15 protein-coding genes are annotated in these 23,799 nt (G+C 33.6%); 3 read left to right on the forward strand and 12 right to left on the reverse strand.

Annotated features, from left to right (window positions below):
- Window positions 1-15: 15 nt before the first annotated feature.
- Complete coding sequence (locus tag ABD766_RS14150; RefSeq protein ID WP_344817292.1) at window positions 16-3,381, reverse strand: zinc-dependent metalloprotease; 3,366 nt, start codon at window positions 3,379-3,381, stop codon at window positions 16-18.
- 180 nt (window positions 3,382-3,561) lie between these two features.
- On the opposite strand from ABD766_RS14150, the gene ABD766_RS14155 reads away from it, so the two are divergent.
- Together ABD766_RS14155 and bioB are read left to right on the forward strand one after the other, a co-directional pair.
- Window positions 3,562-4,491: a bifunctional riboflavin kinase/FAD synthetase gene (locus ABD766_RS14155; RefSeq protein WP_344817293.1), complete on the forward strand. Its 930-nt coding sequence runs from the start codon at window positions 3,562-3,564 to the stop codon at window positions 4,489-4,491.
- Between the two features lie 59 nt (window positions 4,492-4,550).
- The gene (gene bioB / locus ABD766_RS14160) at window positions 4,551-5,636 is read left to right on the forward strand and encodes a biotin synthase BioB (RefSeq protein WP_344817294.1); all 1,086 of its coding nucleotides are present in this window, start codon (window positions 4,551-4,553) and stop codon (window positions 5,634-5,636) included.
- A gap of 69 nt (window positions 5,637-5,705) precedes the next feature.
- On the opposite strand, the gene ABD766_RS14165 is transcribed toward bioB, so the two are convergent.
- Entirely contained in the window at window positions 5,706-10,712 is a 5,007-nt protein-coding gene (locus ABD766_RS14165; protein WP_344817295.1) for a T9SS sorting signal type C domain-containing protein, read from the reverse strand.
- 172 nt (window positions 10,713-10,884) lie between these two features.
- Between ABD766_RS14165 and ABD766_RS14170 the strand changes: the two genes are divergently transcribed.
- On the forward strand, window positions 10,885-11,313 hold the full coding sequence (locus tag ABD766_RS14170; RefSeq protein ID WP_344817296.1) for a regulatory protein RecX: 429 nt from the start codon (window positions 10,885-10,887) through the stop codon (window positions 11,311-11,313).
- 40 nt (window positions 11,314-11,353) lie between these two features.
- On the opposite strand, the gene ABD766_RS14175 is transcribed toward ABD766_RS14170, so the two are convergent.
- The 10 genes from ABD766_RS14175 to ABD766_RS14220 all read right to left on the reverse strand — a co-directional run.
- The gene (locus tag ABD766_RS14175; protein ID WP_344817297.1) at window positions 11,354-12,514 is read right to left on the reverse strand and encodes a beta-ketoacyl synthase N-terminal-like domain-containing protein; all 1,161 of its coding nucleotides are present in this window, start codon (window positions 12,512-12,514) and stop codon (window positions 11,354-11,356) included.
- 97 nt (window positions 12,515-12,611) lie between these two features.
- Window positions 12,612-13,883, reverse strand: coding sequence for an adenosylmethionine--8-amino-7-oxononanoate transaminase (gene bioA, locus ABD766_RS14180; protein WP_344817298.1), 1,272 nt, complete (start codon window positions 13,881-13,883; stop codon window positions 12,612-12,614).
- 130 nt (window positions 13,884-14,013) lie between these two features.
- Complete coding sequence (gene bioD / locus ABD766_RS14185) at window positions 14,014-14,631, reverse strand: dethiobiotin synthase (RefSeq protein ID WP_344817299.1); 618 nt, start codon at window positions 14,629-14,631, stop codon at window positions 14,014-14,016.
- Window positions 14,632-14,716: 85 nt separating this feature from the next.
- A complete protein-coding gene (locus tag ABD766_RS14190; RefSeq protein WP_344817300.1) occupies window positions 14,717-15,874 on the reverse strand; it encodes an aminotransferase class I/II-fold pyridoxal phosphate-dependent enzyme in 1,158 nt (385 codons plus the stop codon).
- Between the two features lie 102 nt (window positions 15,875-15,976).
- Window positions 15,977-16,408, reverse strand: coding sequence for a hypothetical protein (locus tag ABD766_RS14195; protein WP_344817301.1), 432 nt, complete (start codon window positions 16,406-16,408; stop codon window positions 15,977-15,979).
- Window positions 16,409-16,470: 62 nt separating this feature from the next.
- On the reverse strand, window positions 16,471-16,752 hold the full coding sequence (locus ABD766_RS14200; protein ID WP_298307422.1) for a F0F1 ATP synthase subunit delta/epsilon: 282 nt from the start codon (window positions 16,750-16,752) through the stop codon (window positions 16,471-16,473).
- Between the two features lie 85 nt (window positions 16,753-16,837).
- Window positions 16,838-18,349 carry a F0F1 ATP synthase subunit beta gene (gene atpD / locus ABD766_RS14205; RefSeq protein WP_298307419.1) on the reverse strand — a complete coding sequence of 504 codons (1,512 nt, stop codon included), beginning with the start codon at window positions 18,347-18,349 and terminating at the stop codon, window positions 16,838-16,840.
- Between the two features lie 225 nt (window positions 18,350-18,574).
- Entirely contained in the window at window positions 18,575-19,996 is a 1,422-nt protein-coding gene (locus tag ABD766_RS14210; RefSeq protein ID WP_344817302.1) for an SGNH/GDSL hydrolase family protein, read from the reverse strand.
- Window positions 19,997-20,031: 35 nt separating this feature from the next.
- A complete protein-coding gene (locus tag ABD766_RS14215; protein ID WP_344817303.1) occupies window positions 20,032-22,875 on the reverse strand; it encodes a TonB-dependent receptor in 2,844 nt (947 codons plus the stop codon).
- A 281-nt stretch (window positions 22,876-23,156) separates the two neighbouring features.
- A partial coding sequence (locus tag ABD766_RS14220) for an SIS domain-containing protein (protein WP_344817304.1) occupies window positions 23,157-23,799 on the reverse strand: 643 nt, incomplete at its 5' end.

A 23,799-nucleotide genomic window follows, 5' to 3' on the forward strand; every position in this document is an offset into this window, starting at 1 on the left:
TATTTTTAATAATCGTTATTCAACTACTATTTTTTTAGTGATTTTCTTATCACCATCCTGAATATTAATTAGATAAACTCCAGATTGAAGATTGTCTAACTGTAATTTTTCGTTGAAAAATCCATTGTTTTGATACGATTTAGAAAAAACTTCTCTTCCTCTAATATCGTGAATTCCAATTAAAATAGAATTGTCAGATGATGAATTAAATTGAACAGTGAATGTTCCATTATTTGGGTTTGGATACAATGCAAAATTTTCAAATATGTTTTGATTCACTGCCAATGCTGTTGCTGTATTACATAAATTCAAGCTCCAAGAATTAATTGACCCTCCATCTTGTGCAAAAGAATCTAGTACTCTTAAAGTCCAAGTACCATTCATAGGTTCGCCATTAAATGCTGATAATGCTTGAGTAGGAATAACTACACCAGAAATTGCTGGATTGTTTCCGCAAACTATTGGAACACCTGCATCATCAAAAGTAGCTGTTATTCCGGCCAACGCTGCAACTGCACATGGTTGAGCTACCAATTGTACTTGCGTTCCTGATGGGCTTATTAATGTAATTGTCATATCATTTACCCAACTATGGGTAATATCAATTGTAACGTTTGCATCAGATATTGTATTGGTTTGTCCAGTAATATTCAATGTTGAATTAACTGTTGCATTTGCTGTTGTTGGTATTGTAACAGGAACATTTGTAGATGTAGCCGTTACACATGTAATAATACCTGTAACAAACTTATATTCTGAACTAAAATTACCTGTGCATGATGCACTTACTGGAGCAACTCTCCAAAAATAAGCTACACCTTGAGATAATCCATTTAAGTTGTAAACATTTGTAGTAACATTTGCAGAACTAATAATTGTATTAAAACCAGCGTCTGTAGCTACTTGAACATTATAAGAAGATGCACTAGGATTCACAGACCAAGTCAATGCAAGCGATGTATTTTGTGCTACTGCATTATTTGCTGGAGTCGATAATGTAACATCAGGTAAACCTAAATATAAGTGAAAAGGAACGGTTTTTACAACAGACCCAGAAGTTGCATTAACATTTATGTTATAAACTCCTGCTGGTGCAGTTAAAAGATTATCGATTGTCATTACAACAGTTCCATTTGAAGAACTTAAAGATGCTGGGCTAAAAGTTACATTTGTTCCAGCTGGATTTCCAGTTGCACTAAAAGTTGTTGTTCCTGTAAAACCAGCTAACGTCGCATAATCAAAATTATAAGTTATTGATGATACAGAACAAACTAATCTACTTTGTTCGCTCGATTGAGTTACAGCAAATGTTGATGTTGCAGCAGTAATTGTAAAGTTTGCATTAGAAATATCAAAGAAAATGTGTTGAAATCCTTTTACCATTATTCTATTACTATTTCCAACATTATTTGGAACAGTTACCACAGTACTTCCATTATTTGGAACTTTATTAGCTAATTGAATTGGGTAAGTTAAACCACCGTCAGTAGATAAAAATACATCAACAAAAGGAGAGTTAACTCCATTTCCTGTTGTCCCTGCCACATTCCAAGTAACCGTTTGGTTTGATCCTGCTATCCATGATACAGCAGTATTAGGAGTGTTTACAACAAATGGTCCTGCAGCAGCATTAACAGTAACTGTCATATCGGTAAAGGCTGTTTGACCAACTTTTATTGGAGCTGTTGAACTATATGGTGAATTATCTCTTACAGTCAATCTGAAATTTAATGTTCTAGAAACCGAACTTAAAGCTTCAATTAAGACTCCAGCGTCTCCAGTGATAGTTTCTGTAGTAGCAGAATTATCTATAACAGATGATAATGTAGGAAAATATCTAGTTGGACTTGCCGTAGGTAAAAAAGAAAGGAAATTTGGTCCTATAGTTTTTGTAGTACTTGCCACACTATTTGCTCCTGTAGAAGATCCTCCGTCGTCATTTTGTTCCCAACAATAAGTTAAAGCATCATTCACATCTGCATCTGTTGCGCTTCCTGTTAAAACAAAAGGAGTGCTTATTGGTATAGTATAGTTTTGAAAGGGAGCAACAACTGGTGTAGCATTTGTTCCTGTTAATGATGTTGTGATCGGACACAATCTCGTTGCTAAATTATTCTGAATTTGCTCAATTGTAGTTTGATGAAAAATGTCTATAGAATGATTTGCTGCATCTTGAGCTGTAATTCCAGCATATCCCATAATTGTTATACCAGAACCAACTTCCTTGTTAACTCCTGCTCCTTCGTTACTATTCGAAAAAGTATGGTTTCCTCCTAATTGGTGGCCAATTTCGTGAGCAACGTAGTCAATGTCAAAAGTATCTCCTTGTGGAACACCATCTGCTGGTGACGTTATCCCTCTTCCTTTTGTTGCTCCAGTTCCAGCTGCAGTACCATTAACGCAAACACAACCTATACAACCTGCGTTTCCACCACCACCACTTGCACCAAACATGTGACCAATATCATATGCCGCATTATTAACTGCCAAGGATGTACCTGGTCCTGTTAGTGTTGTATTAAGGGCTTGTTGTAATTGGGTATTCCAATTTCCCATTGTTGTATATGGGTCTGTAGCAGGATTGTAATAAATTACATTTGTTGAACTAGCTACTAAATTAAGATGAAGCGCTAAATCATTTTCGTAAATTCCATTACATCTTGTTAAAGTTGCATTGAATGCGGCAAGAACTAAACCTACTTGAGCAGCACTATTTGCACCAAAAAAATTTGAGTATTCTGCATTACATGATTGAGCTAAACGCATTGTTTTTAATTGCCCTGCGTTTGACAAAACCGTTGGATTTGTTGAAATTCTGTGATTTAAATCTTGAACTAATTTTTGTTCTTCAGTTGAACATGTCCAAGCTAATGCTCCTTTTTGTCTTTGAGATTTAAAAACTGCATAAGTTGTATGATCTTGAGAATAAGCTTCAATAAATTCACTTTCTTTATCAGCTCTAAAAACCATAGTTTGTATTCCTTGTGGTGAAATACTTAATTTTAAAGTTGCATATCTATCTGTAATACCTTTTCCTGAATAAGCTCTTATTTCAGGAAATTGTGCTTGCAAATCTGGTTCAAAATTAGAAGCTTCATAAACTTCAAATTCTTCAATACCTCCATCAGCATTTGGTAGAGATATAATAGTTGAACGAGAAGTTGCCGCATTCCCAACAATTGAAAACAATTGTTGTCTTAAAGGTGTAATGTTTAAATCAAATAATTTAAAATCTTTAGGAAAAGATAGTCTTTCAGCAGCTTTATCTTTATTGATTATTCTTTCGTTAGGATTATGAGAAATCCAAAATCGGTTAGACTGTGAATGCCCGATTGAAGTAAGTATAAGGGCAATAAAGGTTAATAGTGTAGTTTTTTTCATAAATTGAGTTAGTTAATAAGGTGGTAAATATATAAAAGGTTGTTTAATAAAAAAACTAAAAAACTAGATTTCATATATTTATGAATTAAAAAATTTTCAAAAAACACTATAGTAGCCTATTCACTTAATTTTTTTGTATCGATATAAATAAATTACCTTTGCAGCTAAAATTTATTTTTCTTGAAAACCTTTAGCAATATTAAAGAATATAATAATAAAAAATCGGTTGTTACCATCGGTACCTTTGATGGTGTACATATTGGTCATAAAAAAATTCTTGAAAGAATAATTTTTAACGCTAAAGAACTTAATTGTGAAAGTGTTGTTTTAACCTTTTTTCCTCATCCAAGAATGGTGCTACAAGATAATTCTGTTGTACAACTTCTAAATACTGTAGATGAAAAAACACTACTTTTAGAAAAAACAGGAATTGATAATTTAATCATTCATCCATTTAATCAAGAATTTTCAAGACTTACAGCCGAAGAATTTGTTAAAGAAATCTTGGTCAATCAACTTAATATTCGAAAAATAATTATTGGATATGACCATCGTTTTGGAAGAAACAGAACTGCTAATATCAATGATTTAATAGTTTTTGGTAAAGAATACGGATTTGAAGTAGAGCAAATTTCAGCTCAAGAAATAAATGATAATGCGGTAAGTTCTACCAAAATTAGAAATGCCATTTTAGAAGGAAACATAACTTTGGCCAATAACTATCTTGGTTATAATTATTTCTTTTCAGGAATTGTTGTAAAAGGAAAACAACTCGGTCGCACTATCGGATTTCCAACAGCTAACATTAAAATTAACGAAGATTATAAGTTGATTCCGAAAAACGGCGTTTATATTGTAAAAAGTAATTACGATAAAAAAACAATTTTCGGATTAATGAATATTGGCACAAGACCAACAGTTGATGGAACAAATCAAACTATTGAAGTCTTTTTTCTGGATTTTGATAAAACTATTTATGACAAAACCTTAACTATTGAAATTATTGAATTTATTAGAGAGGAACAAAAATTTGATTCTTTAAACGACTTAAAAAATCAAATAAATGAAGATAAAATTTTTGCTTTAAATTATATAAATACCCACTTTTAAATCATTGTTTGTTACAAAGTAATTAACTACTTTTGAAACATCATTAAATATCCTTATCAATGAGCATTACAAAACATAATTGGACTAAAGAAGAAATTATAGCGATATACAACAAACCCTTAATGGATTTAATGTATGAAGCAGCAACTATTCACAGAGAACATCATGATCCAAATGTAGTTCAAGTTTCTACATTATTATCTATAAAAACTGGTGGCTGTCCAGAAGATTGTGGTTATTGCCCTCAAGCAGCTAGATATCATACAGACATAGAAGGCAACGATTTAATGTCGGTTAGCCAAGTAAAAGCGCAAGCTCTAAGAGCAAAATCGAGTGGTTCATCAAGAGTTTGTATGGGTGCCGCTTGGAGAAATGTAAAAGACGGACCTGAATTTGACCAAGTTTTAGAAATGGTTCGTACCATTAATAAACTAGAAATGGAAGTGTGTTGCACTCTTGGAATGTTAACTGAAAATCAAGCACAACGTTTGGCAGAAGCTGGTTTGTATGCTTACAATCACAACTTAGATACTTCTGAAGAATATTATAAAGAGGTAATTTCAACTCGTGGATTTGAAGATAGATTACAAACAATAGACAACGTTCGTAAAACTAATGTTACGGTTTGTAGTGGTGGAATTATTGGAATGGGTGAATCTATAGAAGACAGAGCTGGAATGCTTGTAGCACTTTCAACATTAAACCCTCAACCAGAATCGGTTCCAATTAATGCACTTGTAGCTGTTGAAGGAACGCCAATGGAAAATGAAAAACCAGTTGAAATTTGGGAAATGATTCGAATGGTTGCCACTACAAGAATTATAATGCCAGAAACTCAAGTTAGACTTTCTGCTGGTAGAACTGAAATGTCTCGTGAAGGTCAAGCTATGTGTTTCTTTGCTGGTGCAAATTCAATTTTTGCTGGTGACAAACTTCTTACAACACCAAATCCTGATGTGAACGAAGACATGAAAATGTTTGAAACTCTTGGATTACTTCCTCAAAAACCTTTCATCAAATTGATGCAACCAAAAACTGTTGAAGCTGAAGATTCACAATTTCAAGCTTTGGGTGAAAAACCTAAATGGTCTCGTCCGGAACACAAAATTGAAAGAAATTTAGAAGCTTCTGGAAAAGGAAAATAATAAAATCTAAACCATAAAAAAAGTCCCAACCTTTAATAAGATTGGGACTTTTTAGTTTTAAGAAACTGACTAAAGAATTACTTTTCTAGTAACAACTTCACCATTTTCTAATTTTATTTTCACTATCAAAGCTTGATTTGTAGCTGTAATATTATTTAGTATTAAATCACTTGAAGCAATATTAGTCTTCTTTATAATTTCTCTTCCTAAAACATCATAAACTGATACTTCACTCAATGATTCATTTATAGATTTAATATTAATTTGTCCATCATTAGCTGACACAAATACAGAACTATCAATAGATTCAAAATCTTGGTTACTCAATGCTGCTGTTGTATATCTTAAAACAAATCGGTCATTGAAAGTTCCAACTGATGATGTAAAGTTATAAGGCGCTTGTCTTAAATCATGAATGATATTTAACTGTTTATCTTCTAAATAAATATCCTGATTTTGCTCAAATAAACCATCTACTTTCTTGATAGCTATAGTATGATTTCCTGCTGCAACAATTCTGATTCCCATTGGAACAAGATCAAAATTATTGAAAGGTAATGGTCGTCCTTGAATGATAAACGGCTCTGAATTGATAATAGAATACATACTCAATTCTGTTGTTGGTCTAAAAATACAGTCATACAAATGGTCAACATCTAGGGTTGAACTTGTTGAATATCCTAACAATGTTCTGTCCATTTGTCCAGAAGTAGTATTGATAATATCCAACCATATTCTGTGCTTTTCCTCAACAGGACCAACAGTATTTGTTGAAACACTTCTAAAGAAATCGGTATTATCATACTGAACCATTGAAGCATCACTTCTCATATTATTAGTAAAAGTTATGGTATTTGGAGTTGCAGTTGTATGAAGCATGTTCACCATAAATCCTTGTCCAGAAGCAATTTTTCCTGCAAAAGTATCTGGATCTGTTGAACCTAAACCATTGTATTTGATATAGTCTGAAGACGAATAATTGTACTGATAATTATTATAAAAAGGACTAACATTTGAAGTAGGATTCAAACCGTGTGTCCAAATCCATACAGCACCTTCTATTTTCGTTTGATTTTGAACCAAGAACTCTTCAGCATCAATTGCTGATGGATATGGATTTCCGACCAAATTCCAATTGTCATCAAATCTTGTTGTCCATACGTTATTCGGATTGGTTAAATCAGCATCATAGTCTGCTCCATCATAATTTCCTCTATAAATATCAAAATTGAATTGACCATTGTGAGGTTTTCCTGTAAAGATTGTACTTAATCCAACTGGTGTTGCAGAACCATTAGAAGCTCTAGCAATATATCCTTTTCCTTTAGTCATAGTTCCAGATGCTGTTGCCCAATTTCCTAATGTTCCATTAGCATTTGCAAATAAAGTATTCCATTCGTAACGATTATTAGTTGGAACGCCAGTAACTGCAAAATTTTCTGTTGGTGCACTCCAATAAACATAATCAAAATTCTTAGCTTGTGCAGTTCTTGTTAGTTGAAATTTAGTTCCAGTATAAACACCTGTGTTGTTATCAGTTTCGTCAACTTGAATAAATTGTCCGTTATTAGCTATTGACAAATCTCCATTGTGATTTAATCTATTATAAGCAAAAACAAATCCATTTGAATCAATATTTAAAGCTCTTGTTGCGTTAATTGTTAGATCACCTTGAGCAATTAAATCATTAGAAATAGCGGTATTAAAGTCATTATCTAAAACTACATTGTAGAATAATTCTGTTCCTCTTGGAGCAACATTATTTATTACTTGAGGAATACTTCCTTTAAAATGAATGGTGCTTTCGCCTTGATCAAAATTAGTTTCTGTACCATTATTATTCCAATTTCCATACAAATAAATTTGACCATCTGGCGTTCCGTTAGAACCATCATTCATGTCTAAAGTTCCAGAAGCTCCGATAGTAACATTTCCGTAAACTTCCAACTCATTATTAGGATTTCCTTGAATAGTTAATCTTCTTCCGTTGATGTTAAGATTGTTACAAACCGCCAAATCAGCATAAAAATCTGAATAGGTTGCTGTGTAATCTATTACTGAATTATTAATAGAAGTTACATTATCAATAACTACATCTACAGTTTCATCTGGAACAGTTAATCTACCCCAATTTGAACAATTGAACCAGTTGGTATCAAAATCACCAACCCATTGTCCAGAAGTTTCACTAGTTCCAATGATAAAGGTTTTTCCTGCTCTGTTTGTTGCGCTACTTGTCGCATCAATTGTATATCTAGTAGTACCTATAACCCAATTTGTTGTAATATTAGCAATTTCTCTAATTATATTTCTAATTGATGTACTACCGTGTTGAGCACTATTTCTATAATACCCACTGATTGTATTTGCAACTGCACTTTCAACATTAAAACAAGTTAATGCATTTGGTAAACGAGATTGTCTGTTACTTCCTCCACCATTCACACCACTACATGCCGATGTAAAAGGAACCCATCCAGTTTTGATGGTAAATCCGTGAAGCAATGTTCCTGTTAAGATATAATTAGCTTCATTTGTGTCTATAGTTCCATCTGAAACAAAACTACCTTGCAATAAATAGATTTGTTCTCCATCACCATTAGTTGTTGTGATATTAGGAGTTGATCCAACACCAAAAGGTTGCGTAATAGTAAAATCTGCTGTTCTATCTACTAATGTCGTTCCTGTAATTACTCCGACGTAATCAAAAATAGGACTCGTAGCAGAATTTGTATTTAAAACAAAAATAGAACCTGCAGCTATAGTAGTTGCACCATTATAGGTAAAATTAGTAATTCCAGGCGTTGCACTTGGGTCATCACCAGCGCCACCCCATTTATCAGTTCTTACATTAGCTGCTGCACCAGCTTCATATCTTGAATTAGCAATTGAAAAGGTTGTTCCCGGCAGAACATTAACCATAGTTGCTACCATATACTGATCAGCTGCACCTGTATTTAAATACTGTCCATCAAAACCAACGAATACTAATTCACCTGGTTTAAAAACGGTTGCCAAATTTGGTGTTAAACTAACCTCTACACCACTGCTCCACTCTAATCCATTTCTAACAAATATCTCAAAATAATAGGTAACGCCATTGGTCAATCCTGTAACAGTTACAAAGTTTCCAGCATTGTTAAAAACAATACTATTATTCCCTGCATAAACAGTATTGGGTAAATAAGCACTTCCGTTTCCTGATGGAGTAAATGTAATGCCTGGTGTTGTTGTTGCAACTACTAAAATCTCATTATAACATAGTGCGTTAGGCGTACTCCAAGTAATTGTACCAGAAGCATTTGCTGGAGAACTTCCTGCTGCTGAAACATTTGGTAAGTTTATGGTTTGATTTGTTGTTGTAGCTGAAGTTGAATAAATTGATGTTGCACCATCATTTTTATATGCATAAACTGCAAAAGTATAATTTACACCTTGGGTTAAACCAGTTATTGTAGCAGTTGTAGCGGTACCAATATATAAAACTCTCGACAAAATTGCTGTAGAACCATAGGTTGGCGCTAAAGTATAATTAGCATTAAATGTTTGAGAAGATGCTACTAATGATGTTACTGCGTGTGGTGTTGCAGCTTCTCTAACTACTAACATATAACCATCAAAAGTGCCAGTTGCAGGTGGCGACCACGATAAAGATTGAGTGGTATTAGTTGTACAAATTTCGGTTAAAGCAACTGGAGTATTTGGAGCAATAGGTCTAATGGTTTGAAGACCAGAAGCTGTTGTAGTGCCAAACTCACTTCCGCTTGATAAAACTACATTAGAAGCAGCAATAGGATTTACAGCCGTTGTTCCGATAGTATTTCCAATAGTTGCTGTTGCCGAAAAATCCGCAGTAATAAAAATATAACTTATTCCTATTGGCAAAGTTTGTGTAGTCAAACCAAATGTTTGATTTCCAGTTAATGTGGTTGTTTTTGTGCTTAAGGTTGCATCGCCAGCATCCAAAACATTGTCTGTAGAATATCTAATTTTAAAATTAACTATATCAGAAGCTACATAAGTTCCACCCATAACCAAATTTGAGATTCCTGTTAAATTAGTTGTTGAAGCACTGACATTAATTTGAAATGTATGTAAAATATGATTTAATGTTCCTTGCGAGACATTAGCCGCAATAACTTGTGTACCATTATTTGCGTATGAAACAACTGGAGTTGGGGTCAGAGTTGGAAATGAGCCTGTTAGTTCTACAAGATTATAACAAGTTACAATAGTATTGTATTCATATATTGCAAAATGATAAGTTGTACCAGAAGCCAAAGAAGTAAGATTAACGGTTGCTAAAGGACCATTATATACTACAAAATTTCCTGTTCCAATTTGAGAACCTGATCCAAATGCCGCATTAGCGGTATAAGTTGTTCCACTTACTGGATCAGTATTAACAGCGCTACCAGCTCTTGCTACTACCAAAACGTTATTACCATTACCTCTTGTCCAACCTATAGTTGCAGTGGTAGTGGTTATTGCAGAACTCGTAAAAGTTGATGCTTGGGTTGATGGTGAAGTACAAGCAGCTGTTACTGTACCATTAAATGTAAAATCATTTATACTAAATGTTCCTCCAGCAGCAGATGCACCCCAACCATATATTCTAAAAGTTATACCAGATGTAATATTTTGATATGATGATGAAGCTAATGAAATAGTAGTTCCTGTAATAGTAGCAGTTCCAATATCAGAAGTATATGAATCTATACTTGAGCGAAATGCAGTAGCTGTTGGACCTGTACCTGAGGCTTGTCCAGTATAAACAAAACTTGTTAGATTTATTTGATAACCTGAATTAGGCGTTAATGTGAATTCATAATAATCATTAACATCAATAATTGCAGAATTCCAACCTGTTGCACTGTACCTATTTAAGGCAGCAGAACCAGCAATTCCTGTACCTCTAACAATACCTGAAACTGTAATATTAGGATCAACTGTTTGACCTGCTGTATAAGGACTAGACTGAACTGCAGAAGCAAAAGTTAATGGATTATCAAAAATTGACTGCCCAAACGAAAAACAACTAATAAACAGCGCAACAATAAGTATTTTAAATTTCATAAAATGAATTTAGTTTTTTTTTAATTTTTCAATAACAATTTGGGACTACAAAATTACTTCTAATTCACACAATTTCAATACATTTGCGTTATTAAATTATTAACAAATTTCATGCCTTTTTAACGTTTTGAACTCAAAATCAATCAGTTCTTTAGAGGATATTCTACAAAAGATGGAATATTACTGTTCTTACCAAGAAAGATGTCACATTGAGGTGTCAGAAAAATTGCGCTCGTTTGTTTTGAATCAGCAAGAAAAAGACCGAATAATTGTGCATTTAATTGAAAGTAATTTCCTAAACGAAGAACGTTTTGCGTTGGTTTTTTCAATTAGTAAATTTCATCAGAAAAAATGGGGCAAAATTCGAATCAAAAACGAATTGAAGGCTAGAAAAATTTCAGATTATTTAGTTACCAAAGCACTAAAAGAAATCCCAGCAGAAGAATATGAAATGACTTTCGAAACTTTAGCAGAAAAACATTGGGAATCCATTACAGAAAAAAACGAATTGAAAAAACGTAAAAAATTCTGCGATTACTTACTTCGTAAAGGATGGGAAAGCGAACGGATTTATAAAAAAGTGAAAGAGCTTGAGAAATAGTGTTCAGTTTTCAGTCGCAGTTGGCAGATGATTCCTTTAACTAAAACTCTTTTGACAAAAGAATACTTACTGCGTTTCCTCCAAAACCTACTGCATTAATTAATACTTTTTTAATTTCTTTTCTTATGGTTTGCTTTTCAGCAAATGGCACTTCGATGAATTGATTGTGTTGCATCATCATAATTGCCATTTCCATATTTAACATTCCAGATGCTCCAAAAGTGTGTCCAACTTTCCATTTGTTTGTGGTAAGCATTGGCATATTTTGATTGAATGTTTTTTGGATTGCTTTATACTCAGAAGTATCACCTTTCAAAGTTCCTGGTGCGTGCATTACTATGGCATCAACATCTTCTAATTTGGTGTTTTGCAACGCCATTTTCATGGATTTTTGAAAACAATTGGCTTCGTCTGAAATCGAAATATTGTGTTCAATATCATCAGTTGCATAACCAATTCCTTCTATGTAAGCTAAAGCGTTTTCTTTTTGGCCAATTTCTAAACAAGCAACTGCCGCACCTTCACCAAGAACCATAGTGTTTTTGGTTTTTGTAAAATCGAAAGCACGACAAGGATATTCGGAAGTTTCTTTAGAATAAATTTTTAAAGCGTGCATCTGAGCAATAGTGAAATCGGTCAATGGTGCTTCGCTTCCGCCTACTAAAAACTTGTTTGCCATTCCTGATTGTAACCAGGCTACGGCATTTAAAACCGCGTGTAAAGCTGTTGAACACGTTATAGAATGGGATATTTCTGGTCCGTTGTTTTTTAAATCGTGTGCTACCCAAGAAGAAATATTTCCAAGTGTTGTGGTTGGTGATGCTAAGGTTGACGTTTTTCCGGTTTCGAGAAATTCTTTGTGGTGTTTTTCAAATAATTGTGTAGCGCCACGAGAAGAACCAATGTTGATTCCGAAGTCGTCACCATTTTTCCAACCTGCATTTTTTATGGCTTGACGTGAAACTAAAATAGAAAGCAAAACGGTTTCGTCTAAAGCTTTGTACTTAATTTCACTCTTTTTTAATTCTTCAATTTCATTTCTAATTTCTTGAGGAATTGTGGCTACAAATTGTGGTTTTCCGTTAAAGTCTTTGGTTGAGATTAAGGTTTCATTTGAAAGATAATTGCGCCAAATAGCCTCAGGATTTTTTCCTAATGGTGAAATGGATGCTAAGGATGTTATGGCAATTTTTTCTTTCATGTTAAATAACACAGAGATTCTCAGAGGAATCACAGAGTTTTAAATAAAAATAAAGTCTTTGAATATTGCTTTGAATATTTGTTTAACGAATGCAAATTTAAACTATTTCCAAAGCATTTTCGATGGTTTGATAGACTTTTTGTAATTGATTTTCGGCGATGATGTAGGGTGGCAAAATGTAAACTATATTTCCAACAGGTCTTAAAATTACTCCGTTTTCGATAAAGAAATTGTAGAGTTTGTTGCGCATGGTTCCGTAGTAACTTTCTTGGGTTTCTGTTTTGATTTCTAGGGCAAAAATCACTCCGAGCACTCGAGTGGTTTTTACTTTTGGATGGTTTTTTATTTTGGATTGAAATGCTAAATGCGATTGATGAACCGTTTGAATATTTTGCTGGATTTCATCGGTTTGTAATAGTGAAATACTGGCTAAAGCTGCAGCGCAACCTGTAGGATTTGCTGTAAACGTATGTCCGTGAAACAGCGCTTTGTCGGTGTCATCATGGTAAAATCCTTCGAAGATTTCTTGAGAGAATGTCGTGATTGCCATTGGAATTGTTCCGCCAGTTAATGCTTTAGACAAGCACATCATATCAGGTTTGTTTTCAAGATAATCACTAGCGAATGTTTTACCTGTTTTGCCAAAACCTGTCATAACTTCGTCAGCAATAGTGAACACGTTATTTTGGTTACAAATGCTAATTAATTTATCCAAAACTTCTGCTGAATACATTACCATTCCTGCCGCTCCAAGCACTAATGGCTCAAAAATGAACGCTGCAAATTCATTGGTTTTTACAAGATTTTCTAAAGTTTTTATAGTTTGCTCTTCGTTGCCTGCTGTTGGAACTGGAATGCGAACAACTTCTAAAAGCGAACCTTTGAAAGCTTCTGTAAAAAAGGTAATTCCACTGGCAGCCATAGCTCCAAAAGTGTCTCCGTGAAAAGCGTCTTCAAAAGCGATGACTTTAGTTTTTTTGATTCCTTTATTATAATTGTATTGCAAAGCAACTTTGATAGCCACTTCAACGGCGGTGGAACCATTATCTGAATAGAAAATTTTCTGTTGATTGGAAGGCAGAATTTCCATTAGTTTTTCAGATAATTCTACTGCTTTATTGTGAGTAAATCCTCCAAACAACACATGTTCTAAAGTAGTTAATTGCTCATAAATAGCATCCGCCATAACTTTGTTGGAATGTCCGAAAGGATTCACCCACCAAGAAGCGATGGCATCGATATATTCTTTACCGTTTTCATCCCACAACAATGCGTCTTTTCCTTTAACGATTGCAGGAAAATCAGGTACAGTTTTGTGTTGTGTGTACGGATGCCAATTGTGTTTTTTGTCTCTTTGTGAAAAGTTCATTTTACTAGAATATAGAAAATAGAGAACAGAACATAGACTTGTCTCTAAATATTTTTGCAAAGATAGGTAAGTCTATTTTAACTTCGTTCAGTTCGATAAATCTCGGGTCTTTATTCTATTTTCTATTCTCTTATAATGTTAAAAGATTCTCTCTAAATTTATCAGCGTAATATTGTATTACATTTTGATCGAAATAAGGTTCGTTGTCAATTCTTCCAATGAATTTGGCTTTGGTTTTATTCAGAATAATTTCTTCGGTTGCTTTATTTTCATCACCTGAAAAAATAATTCCTGATACTTTCAAATTTCTACTTTTTAAAGCTTCAAAAGATAGTAAGGTGTGATTGATGCTACCAAGATAATGGCGTGAAACTAGAATTATTTTATAATCGGGTTGGATTAAATCGATAATGGTATCGTTGTCGTTTAACGGAACTAATAATCCGCCTGCGCCTTCTATTACTAAATGATTATCTGTAGATGGAACTTTAATCTGTTTCAAATCTATTGTAATTCCGTCTATTGCAGCTGCTAAATGTGGACTTGCTGGTGTGTTCAGTTTATAGCTATTTTCGTGAATGATGGTTTTATCATTACAAATATAACGTTGAATTTTATGACTATCAGAATTGTCTAAATCGCCTGCTTGAATAGGTTTCCAATAATCGGATTCTAGTGCTTGAGTTACAATGGCTGATGTTATGGTTTTACCTACATCGGTGCCGATTCCTGTGATGAATAGTTTCATAGTTTTTTTCACTGAGATTCACAGAGAAAAGGAGATTTAGGAGCTAAAAACTCTGTGTAAATACTCTGTGAATCTCTGTGTAAAATTAAAACACAAAAGTACTCAACAATTTCAATACTTCCGAGATTTCTTTTTCAGAATTGTAGGAATGCAAACAAAAACGAAGTCGCTCTTGACCTTCTGGAACTGTTGGCGAGAGAATGGCTTTTACATCAAATCCATTTTCTTGTAATTGATTGGCGATTGATTTTACATTTTCGTTTCCTGGAATTATAGCACATTGAATAGCTGATTTACTATAAACAAACATTGGTTTCAAACCCATTTGCAATTTCTCTTGATTGAAAAATTGAATGTTGCTTTTAAGTTTTTGAATAGCTTCTTTTTCAGATTTTAAATACTGATAAGCAATCAAAATTGTAGCAACTGAATGTGGAGAAAGTCCAGTTGTGTATATAAAACTTCGTGCAAAATTGACTAAATACGATTTCAATTCTTGACTTCCTAAAATGGCTGCACCATGACATCCTAATCCTTTTCCGAAAGTCATGATTCTTGCAAAAACTTTATCTTGTAGTCCTTGATATTGAATTAATCCTTCGCCTAAATTTCCGAAAACGCCTAATGCGTGTGCTTCGTCAATGACCAAATAGCAATTGTATTTTTCGCAAAGGTTTACTAATTCTTCTAGATTTGGTGAATCACCATCCATGGAAAAGACAGATTCGGTAACAACGTAGAAAGTTTCGGGTTTCGAGTTTCGAGTTTCGAGTTGTGAAATTATTACTTTCTCTAAATGATTGAAATCATTGTGCTGAAATTTATACGATTTGGAATTACTCATCTGGATTCCATCACGAATAGAGGCATGACATAATTCGTCGTAAAGAATGATATCATTACGTTGTGGTACCGAACTAAAAAAACCCACATTAGCATCGTATCCCGAATTGAAAATTAATGCGGTTTCTGATTGATGGAAATTAGCAATAAAATCCTCTGCAATTTGATATAAATTGTGGTTTCCTGAAATTAATCGTGAACCTGTTGCGCCATTTATTTTGATATTATTCTCTAAAAGATAATCATGTGTTTGATTGAAAATTTCCTCAGAATTTGCAAAACCCAGATAATCATTGGAAGCAAAATCAATTAAATTATTAGAAACTGGCAATTTTCGCAAGGCATTGTTTTGCTCACGTAATTGCAATTTTTGGGTTAATGATTTTGGGAAGTTTTTCATGATTTAGTTTTGTCAATCCATTTGAAATTACCTTTTTCGGTTGCGTCTAATAAATCTATATTTAATTTATTAGAGAATAATAAACCAAAACTCATTGCTTCATTAATGTTTTTCATAATTATAAACGTTGAAATGTTTATTTTTGCCGTACCATAAATTAACTTCGATAAAATCACTATTCGGATTTTTAAAAACAGAAACATATTTTAACTCAGGAACTTCTGAGTGGTAATTAACCTTAATGTTTCCAACAGAAAACTGTGTTTTTAATTTTTGCTTTTCAGTATTAATAAAAATAGTCTTGTAAACTGAAAAGTGTAAACCTCCTAAAAATGCATAAATTGATAATGAAAAAAAACTAACGTTTCCTTTAATTACTTTAGTGTTCGCTTCATGCAAACCCATTAGATAAAATTTATAAAACCCATAAAAAAGGAAAAAAAAAGATAAAGTAAATAATAATGATGCTATAATTATTTGCCAAAAAGGTCTTTTACCTTGACTAACGACTATTTCTTTTTTATCTAAATCCATTCTCCAAAAATAAAAAAAGCCAAACAAAAATGCTTGGCTTTCTTACTTTATTTTAAATTGTCTTAGTCGGCTAAAACAATTACTTTATTATCTTTCATTTCAATAGTTCCTGAAGAGATTTCAAGAGTGTAGTTTTGATCGTTTACTTTTGTAAATTTATCTTCTACTTCTTTTTCAAATTTAAAGCTCGTTGCAGTAACTTTTACTGTTCCTTGTTTTAAAATAGAAACTATTGGAGCGTGATTGTTCAATATTTGAAATGAACCATCTACACCTGGTAAAGAAACCGAAGTAACTTCTCCTTTAAATAATGTAGCTTCCGGTGATACTATTTCTAAAATCATTTTTTTTTATTTAGGATTCTGGATTTAGGATTTGGGATTTTAGGAATATTTAAATCCTAACTCTTCGATTCCTCAATCCTAATTCTTATGCTTCTGCTAACATTTTTTGTCCTGCTTCGATAGCGTCTTCGATTGTTCCTTTAAGGTTGAAAGCTGCTTCTGGCAAGTGGTCTAATTCACCATCGATAATCATGTTGAATCCTTTGATAGTATCTTTAATATCAACCAATACTCCAGGAATACCAGTAAATTGCTCTGCTACGTGGAATGGTTGAGATAAGAAACGTTGAACTCTACGAGCTCTAGATACAGCTAATTTATCTTCTTCTGACAACTCTTCCATACCAAGGATAGCGATGATATCTTGAAGTTGTTTGTATTTTTGAAGAATTTCTTTTACTCTTTGAGCACAATTATAGTGGTCATCACCTAAAATAAGTGGTGTTAAGATACGAGATGTTGAATCTAGTGGATCTACCGCTGGATAGATACCAAGCTCAGCAATTTTACGAGACAATACTGTTGTTGCATCTAAGTGAGCAAACGTTGTTGCTGGTGCCGGGTCAGTTAAGTCATCCGCAGGAACGTAAACCGCTTGTACCGATGTAATAGAACCTTTTTTAGTAGACGTAATTCTTTCTTGCATCGCACCCATTTCTGTTGCTAAAGTTGGTTGGTAACCTACCGCAGATGGCATACGACCTAAAAGTGCTGATACCTCTGAACCTGCTTGTGTAAAACGGAAGATATTATCAACGAAGAAAAGTACGTCTTTACCTTGGTCTGAACCTGCTCCATCACGGAAATATTCTGCGATAGATAATCCTGATAAAGCAACACGTGCTCTAGCTCCAGGTGGCTCATTCATTTGTCCGAAAACGAAAGTAGCTTTCGAATCTCTCATTCCTGGCTTATCAACCTTAGTTAAATCCCAACCTCCATTTTCCATAGAGTGCATGAATTCTTCACCGTATTTAATAATTCCAGACTCTAACATCTCACGAAGTAAGTCGTTTCCTTCACGAGTTCTTTCACCTACTCCTGCGAATACAGAAAGACCACCGTGACCTTTTGCAATATTGTTAATCAACTCCTGAATCAATACTGTTTTACCAACTCCAGCACCACCGAACAATCCAATTTTACCTCCTTTTGCATAAGGCTCGATAAGATCGATTACTTTGATACCTGTAAATAAAACTTCAGAAGATGTAGATAAATCTTCAAATTTTGGTGCTTGACGGTGAATTGACATTCCGTTTTCACCTGTTTTTGGTAAATTTCCTAAACCATCAATGGCATCACCAATTACGTTAAACAAACGTCCGTAAACATCTGCACCGATTGGCATTTGAATTGGGTTTCCAGTAGAAACTACATCTGTACCTCTACTTAAACCATCTGTAGAATCCATAGAGATAGTACGTACGGTATCTTCTCCGATATGAGATTGTACTTCAAGTACAAGTAAAGTACCATCTTTCTTAGTGATTTCTAATGAATCATAAATTTTTGGTAATTCAGCATCTTTAGTGTTGAATACTACGTCAACTACTGGTCCGATGATTTGAGAAACTTTTCCTATTGCTTTTGACATTGCTTATGTATTTATTTAATAGCGTTTTAGAAATGAAAAAATGATGTCTTTTTTCAGAGTGCAAAGATAAATTTTCTAAATAGAAAATCAATAGCAAAAAGCTATTTTTTTATGCATTTTTTGATTTTTTTTCTATTTGAAGATTAAATCATAGAGAAATCAATATTCAATAAACAAAAAAACCACCAACCGAAGTTGATGGTTTTGTATAAATTAATTTAATTCTTACAAAGATGGAGGAAATAATATTCTATAATCACCAAAACTAACAGGCGCCATATTAGAACCATATTTTGCATTAATTGCAGCAGTAAAGCTATTTGCAATTAATGCATATCCTCTTGGAGAAGGATGAACACCATCTAAAGAAAATGCTCCTCCAAAAATAAATTGTGATTTTAAAGTAAATCCATTCGCAGATATACCTGTTGGAGAAATTAATCCATTCATTACAGATTTTAAATCTGCAAATGCTAAACCTTTTGCAGTAGCTGCAGCTTCAATGGTAATGTTATAAGCATCGGTTGCTACTTTGATTTCGTTAGCCTCACCAGCACTTAAAACCCATTTATCTGCTAATGGAGTAGATGTACCGCCACCAGCTTGTAGATGTGCTTGAGTTGAAGCTCCTCCTGCGCTTAATAATAAATAATCTGCTGCAGTAGCTTGACGCATTTTAACTAAAGCAGGATTTAAAACTGTCAAATCTGTTGCTAAAAACTCATCAATAATAACTGGTGCATTTTGTCCTACTACAAATGTTATAGTTCTTGCAGTTTTTTCTGCTGGTGTCATTAATCCTAAACCAACTGCTGCAGTTAAAGCATTATTATATGCTGCATACCCACTATTTAAAGCAGTTACCTGAGCAGCATTTAATGGAATTGCATTAAACGGAACGGTTGTAAAAAAAGGCAATGTGTTTACATAAGGTAAATTTCCTACTACACCTTTTCTTCCATTAGTTGTTAATTTATTAATCAATCCATCATATTTAGATTGAAAAACTGCCGGCGATGTTGGTCCTGCTCCGGTTCCTCCTGCTGTTGCATATCCTAAAACATCATTTCCTCCAATATACAGTGAGAAAAATGTTGGATTTTGTGCAACTGCATCATCTACAATTGTTGCCATAGGTGTTGATGCAAATCTTGTGAAATAAGGATTTCCTAATGGACTTCCATATCCTGGCAAGTCTAAATCGCCAACTTTTGCGCCAGGCACACCCATATTATTGAATGAACCTGTAAGTTTCGCAGTTATTGAAGTTGTAGAAGGACCAGCAACTAATGCCAAAGGCGATGCTGCATTACCAGTGAAATATAATCTTGGACCATAAGTTGTACTTCCAGCAAATCCACCAACATTATCTGCCATGAATGGGTTTGTAAATGCTCCACCACCAACAGTTGCAAATTGTTGAGCCATTATATTTGGATAAGAAGTTTTTTGCCCTTCTATAAAAAGCGCATTATCACTAAATCCAGCAGCAAAAGAATCACCTAAAGCAACATACTTTGCAAAATCTGCACTACCTGCCGTAAGAGGCAAACCATCAGATGAATTTGGCTTTGTAGTAACTTCGTCATCACTACAAGCTATAAAGGTTAACGAAACCAAGAATAGCCATTTGAAATTTTTTATCATAATCTTATAATATTATAAATTGTATTAAAAATAAATTATGGAGTTATTGTCCAAGAAGCAAAATATTGTTGACCTATTAGACCTGCTCCAAGAACTTGTCGGTATTCTTGACCACCAAGATTTGCAGCACCAACTTTGATTATAGATTTTAATTTTGGAATACTATAATTGATTTGCGCATCAATAACCGTTGCAGCATCGATCATACCATCAGCAAATGTAGATTCCCATTTGTACTCGTCATTCCATCTAGCGCTTAAATTGAATCCAAAGTTTTTGAATAATTTATCATTACTAATAGAACCTTTAACTCTATGTTTAGGCGTGTTGAAACTAGCTTCAAAACTTGGGTCTAGAGATTGATCAAAATCAAATTGTGCATAGTTATAGTTTGCACTGATTTCAAAATTTCTAGGCAATTTGTATGCAAGACCTGCTCCGAAACCTATCGATTTAATTTCGATATTAGTATTTGTATAAAGTTGGAAGGCTCTTGTATTTCCAGTAGAAATTGCATCTACAGATTGAACTCCAGCGTTTGTTGGTCCTAATAAAAGATTTGGCGCATCTTGAGCTGTACCATAAGTTGGAGCAACAACAGTAATATTTCCAATAAAGTCATTGTAGATATTATAGTACCCATTTAAATCATAAGATAACTTTTTAACTTGTCCTCTGTATCCTAATTCGAATGCTTTAACAGTTTCTGGTTTAACAAGACCAACATTAGTTCTCCTTAATAAAGCCGCTGCCGCAACTGGGTTAGTTCCTGCTAATGCAGCAAATTGTTGAACTGACGCAGCTGTATATGAGTTATAGTATGCATTATTACCATTTATAGTAGTTGAAGTACCTCCAACAACTGCTTGACCTAATGGTGAAGTTACTGGTAAAGTTTCAGAATATCTTATTAAGTTATCTGGTGCAGAACCAAGTAAAACAGCATTACCAACATTAAAACCAATATATTGATCTTGAGTAGTAGGATTACGGAAACCTGTTTGGAATGAACCTCTAAAAGTATGTGCTTTTTGAGCACCAGCTGAATATACAGCAGAAATTCTTGGAGAGAAATTACCATCAAAGTTTTTAGCTTTATCATAACGAATAGAACCTGTTAACTTCAATCTATCATCCATTAATTTCTTTTGAATTTGAGTATATGCTCCGTATTCGTTATAGTTAATTTGGCTTGTATAATCTGTATAGATTCTTCCAAAAGAATTTAACTCATATAATCTGAATGAACCTCCCACTTGAATTTCAGCAAATTTTATTAAGTCTTTGAAGTTGTAATTTGCATCTGAATGATACATATAAGAGTTATCTACTAATTTTGAACCTGTCAGTACATTTGGATCAGCAATTACTCTATTGAAAGCATTTTTGAAAGCATCTGTACCAGGAACTAATCTACCTGTATCAGCAGTATTTCTTGCAATAGCATGTGCTTGAGCTGGTGTCGCTCCACCTAATAAAGTTGATTGAATGTATGCACCAGCGTATTCTCCAAACCATTGATTATCAGATTTCCATTGTCTATTGATATTTAATCCTGTAAACAACATGTCATAAGAATTTCCACCATCTTCAGTTGTGAAATAACCTCTAACGAAGAAATTTTTACCTTTAACTTCTAGTTTATGCTGTTGCATGAAGAATCCGTTCAAATAATATCTGTTAGCTCCTTGATAAACGGTGTTACCAAAACCAAATTTACTTTGCCAAATAATTTCTGTGTCATTTGCCCATGGCTTGAAATGTAACGAGAAATCAATTTTAGCATTTTGTACTTTATTATCTGTTAAATCAACTTCATTATATCCTGTTCTACTAACATTATAGTTAGGTAAAACTGATGCTTGTGCAGGTGTAATAACTCCCAACCCTACAAGTGCATTACCTACACCTCTTAGATTCGTAGAAGCCTCGTCACCATAAACATTCATACCATTATAGTTATGAAAACTTCTATCTAGACCTACATTGTTTACTAAATCTTTATCTCTGTAATCTGTAGCAAACCAATCTGTTCCATTCATAAATGTGAAATTGGCTTTAGCAGCAAAATGTTTAGTAAAAGCATGTGCAACTCTAACTCCATAATCATAATACAAGTTGTTTCCAGCTGCATTTTGACTTGTCATACCATACTTTGCATATGCTGTTACTCCTTGCTTATCAAAAGGACTTTGACTTGTCATGAATAAAATACCATTAAAAGCATTTGCTCCATATAATGCAGAAGATGCTCCAGGAAGTAACTCAACACTTTGAACATCGATTTCAGAAATACCAATAAGGTTTCCTAAAACGAAGTTTAATAATGGTGATGAATTATCCATACCATCAACTAATTGCATGAATCTTGTGTTAGCTACAGTAGCAAAACCTCTTGTATTGATAGACTTAAATGACATACTACTTGTATTCATTTGAACCTCTTTTAGATTTTCAAGACCGTCATAGAAAGAAGGCGAAGCCGTTTTCTTGATGTCTTTAATGGTCATCCTTTCAATTGTAACTGGAGATTCTTTAATTCTCTCAGGAGCTCTAGAAGCTGCAACTACAATCTCATCCAATTGTGTGTCTTGATTTTCTAACTTTACTTCAACTTTTTGGGACGCTGAAGTAACTTCAATTTTTTGAGTAGCAAATCCAATACTTGACACCTCAATTGTAAAAGGTGGTTTTTTGGTGACTTTGACAATGAACTTACCGTCTCCGTCTGTAACAGTTCCTGAAGGCTCGCCAACAACTTTAACGTTTGCGCCAGGAATTGGTTCGTTTTTACTGTCTTTTACCGAACCTGAAATTGTGCTTTGAGCAAATGAAATGCTGCAAAAAAACAACGTCAAAATAAAATAATAAATCTTCATTAGGTTTGATTTTTGTTGGTTTAAGTAGCCAAAATACAAATAATTTTTATATTATTAAAAAAAGTAAAGATTATTTTAATAATTGTCATTTTTTTTAACTCTTTTCGATTAATCCGCAATCAAAAATCTTTATGTTTTTATTAACTTATTGTGAATATTACTAAAAAAAATAGTATGCGTACATAATAAATAGTGTGTTTTTTTAAATTAATCATAAAAATGTTAAAATAAAAAAGCGAGAAAAATATTTTCTCGCTTTTTTTATCAAATTCTTATATTATTTACTCAACTGTTACCGATTTTGCTAAATTTCTAGGTTGATCAACATTACATCCTCTCAATACAGCAATATGGTAAGATAAAAGTTGTAATGGAATTGTAGTTAAAAGCGGTGAAAGTGCATCTGAAGTTTCAGGAATTTCAATTACATGGTCTGCTAGACCTTTTACTTGAACATCACCTTTGGTAACAATGGCAATAATTTTACCACTTCTAGATTTGATTTCTTGTATATTACTTACCACTTTATCGTAATGTCCTTGCTTAGGAGCAATTACAACTACTGGCATTTTTTCGTCAATTAATGCAATCGGTCCGTGTTTCATTTCTGCAGCCGGATAGCCTTCTGCATGAATATAAGATATCTCTTTTAACTTTAAAGCTCCTTCTAAAGCAACTGGAAAATTATATCCTCTACCTAAGTATAAACAATTTGGAGCATCTTTATAAATAGAAGCAATTTCTTTAGCAATTTCATTTGTAGAAGACAAGGCTTCAGCTACCTTTTCTGGAATAAGTTCTAATTCTTGTAAATATCTATGGAAGTCAGAATTTGACATAGTTCCTTTGGCTTTTGCAAGTCGAAGAGCAATCATTGTCAAAACTGTGATTTGAGTTGTAAATGCTTTTGTTGATGCAACACCA

Origin of the sequence: Flavobacterium cheonanense, assembly GCF_039539185.1 — a bacterium.
Taxonomy (GTDB): Bacteria; Bacteroidota; Bacteroidia; order Flavobacteriales; family Flavobacteriaceae; genus Flavobacterium; species Flavobacterium cheonanense.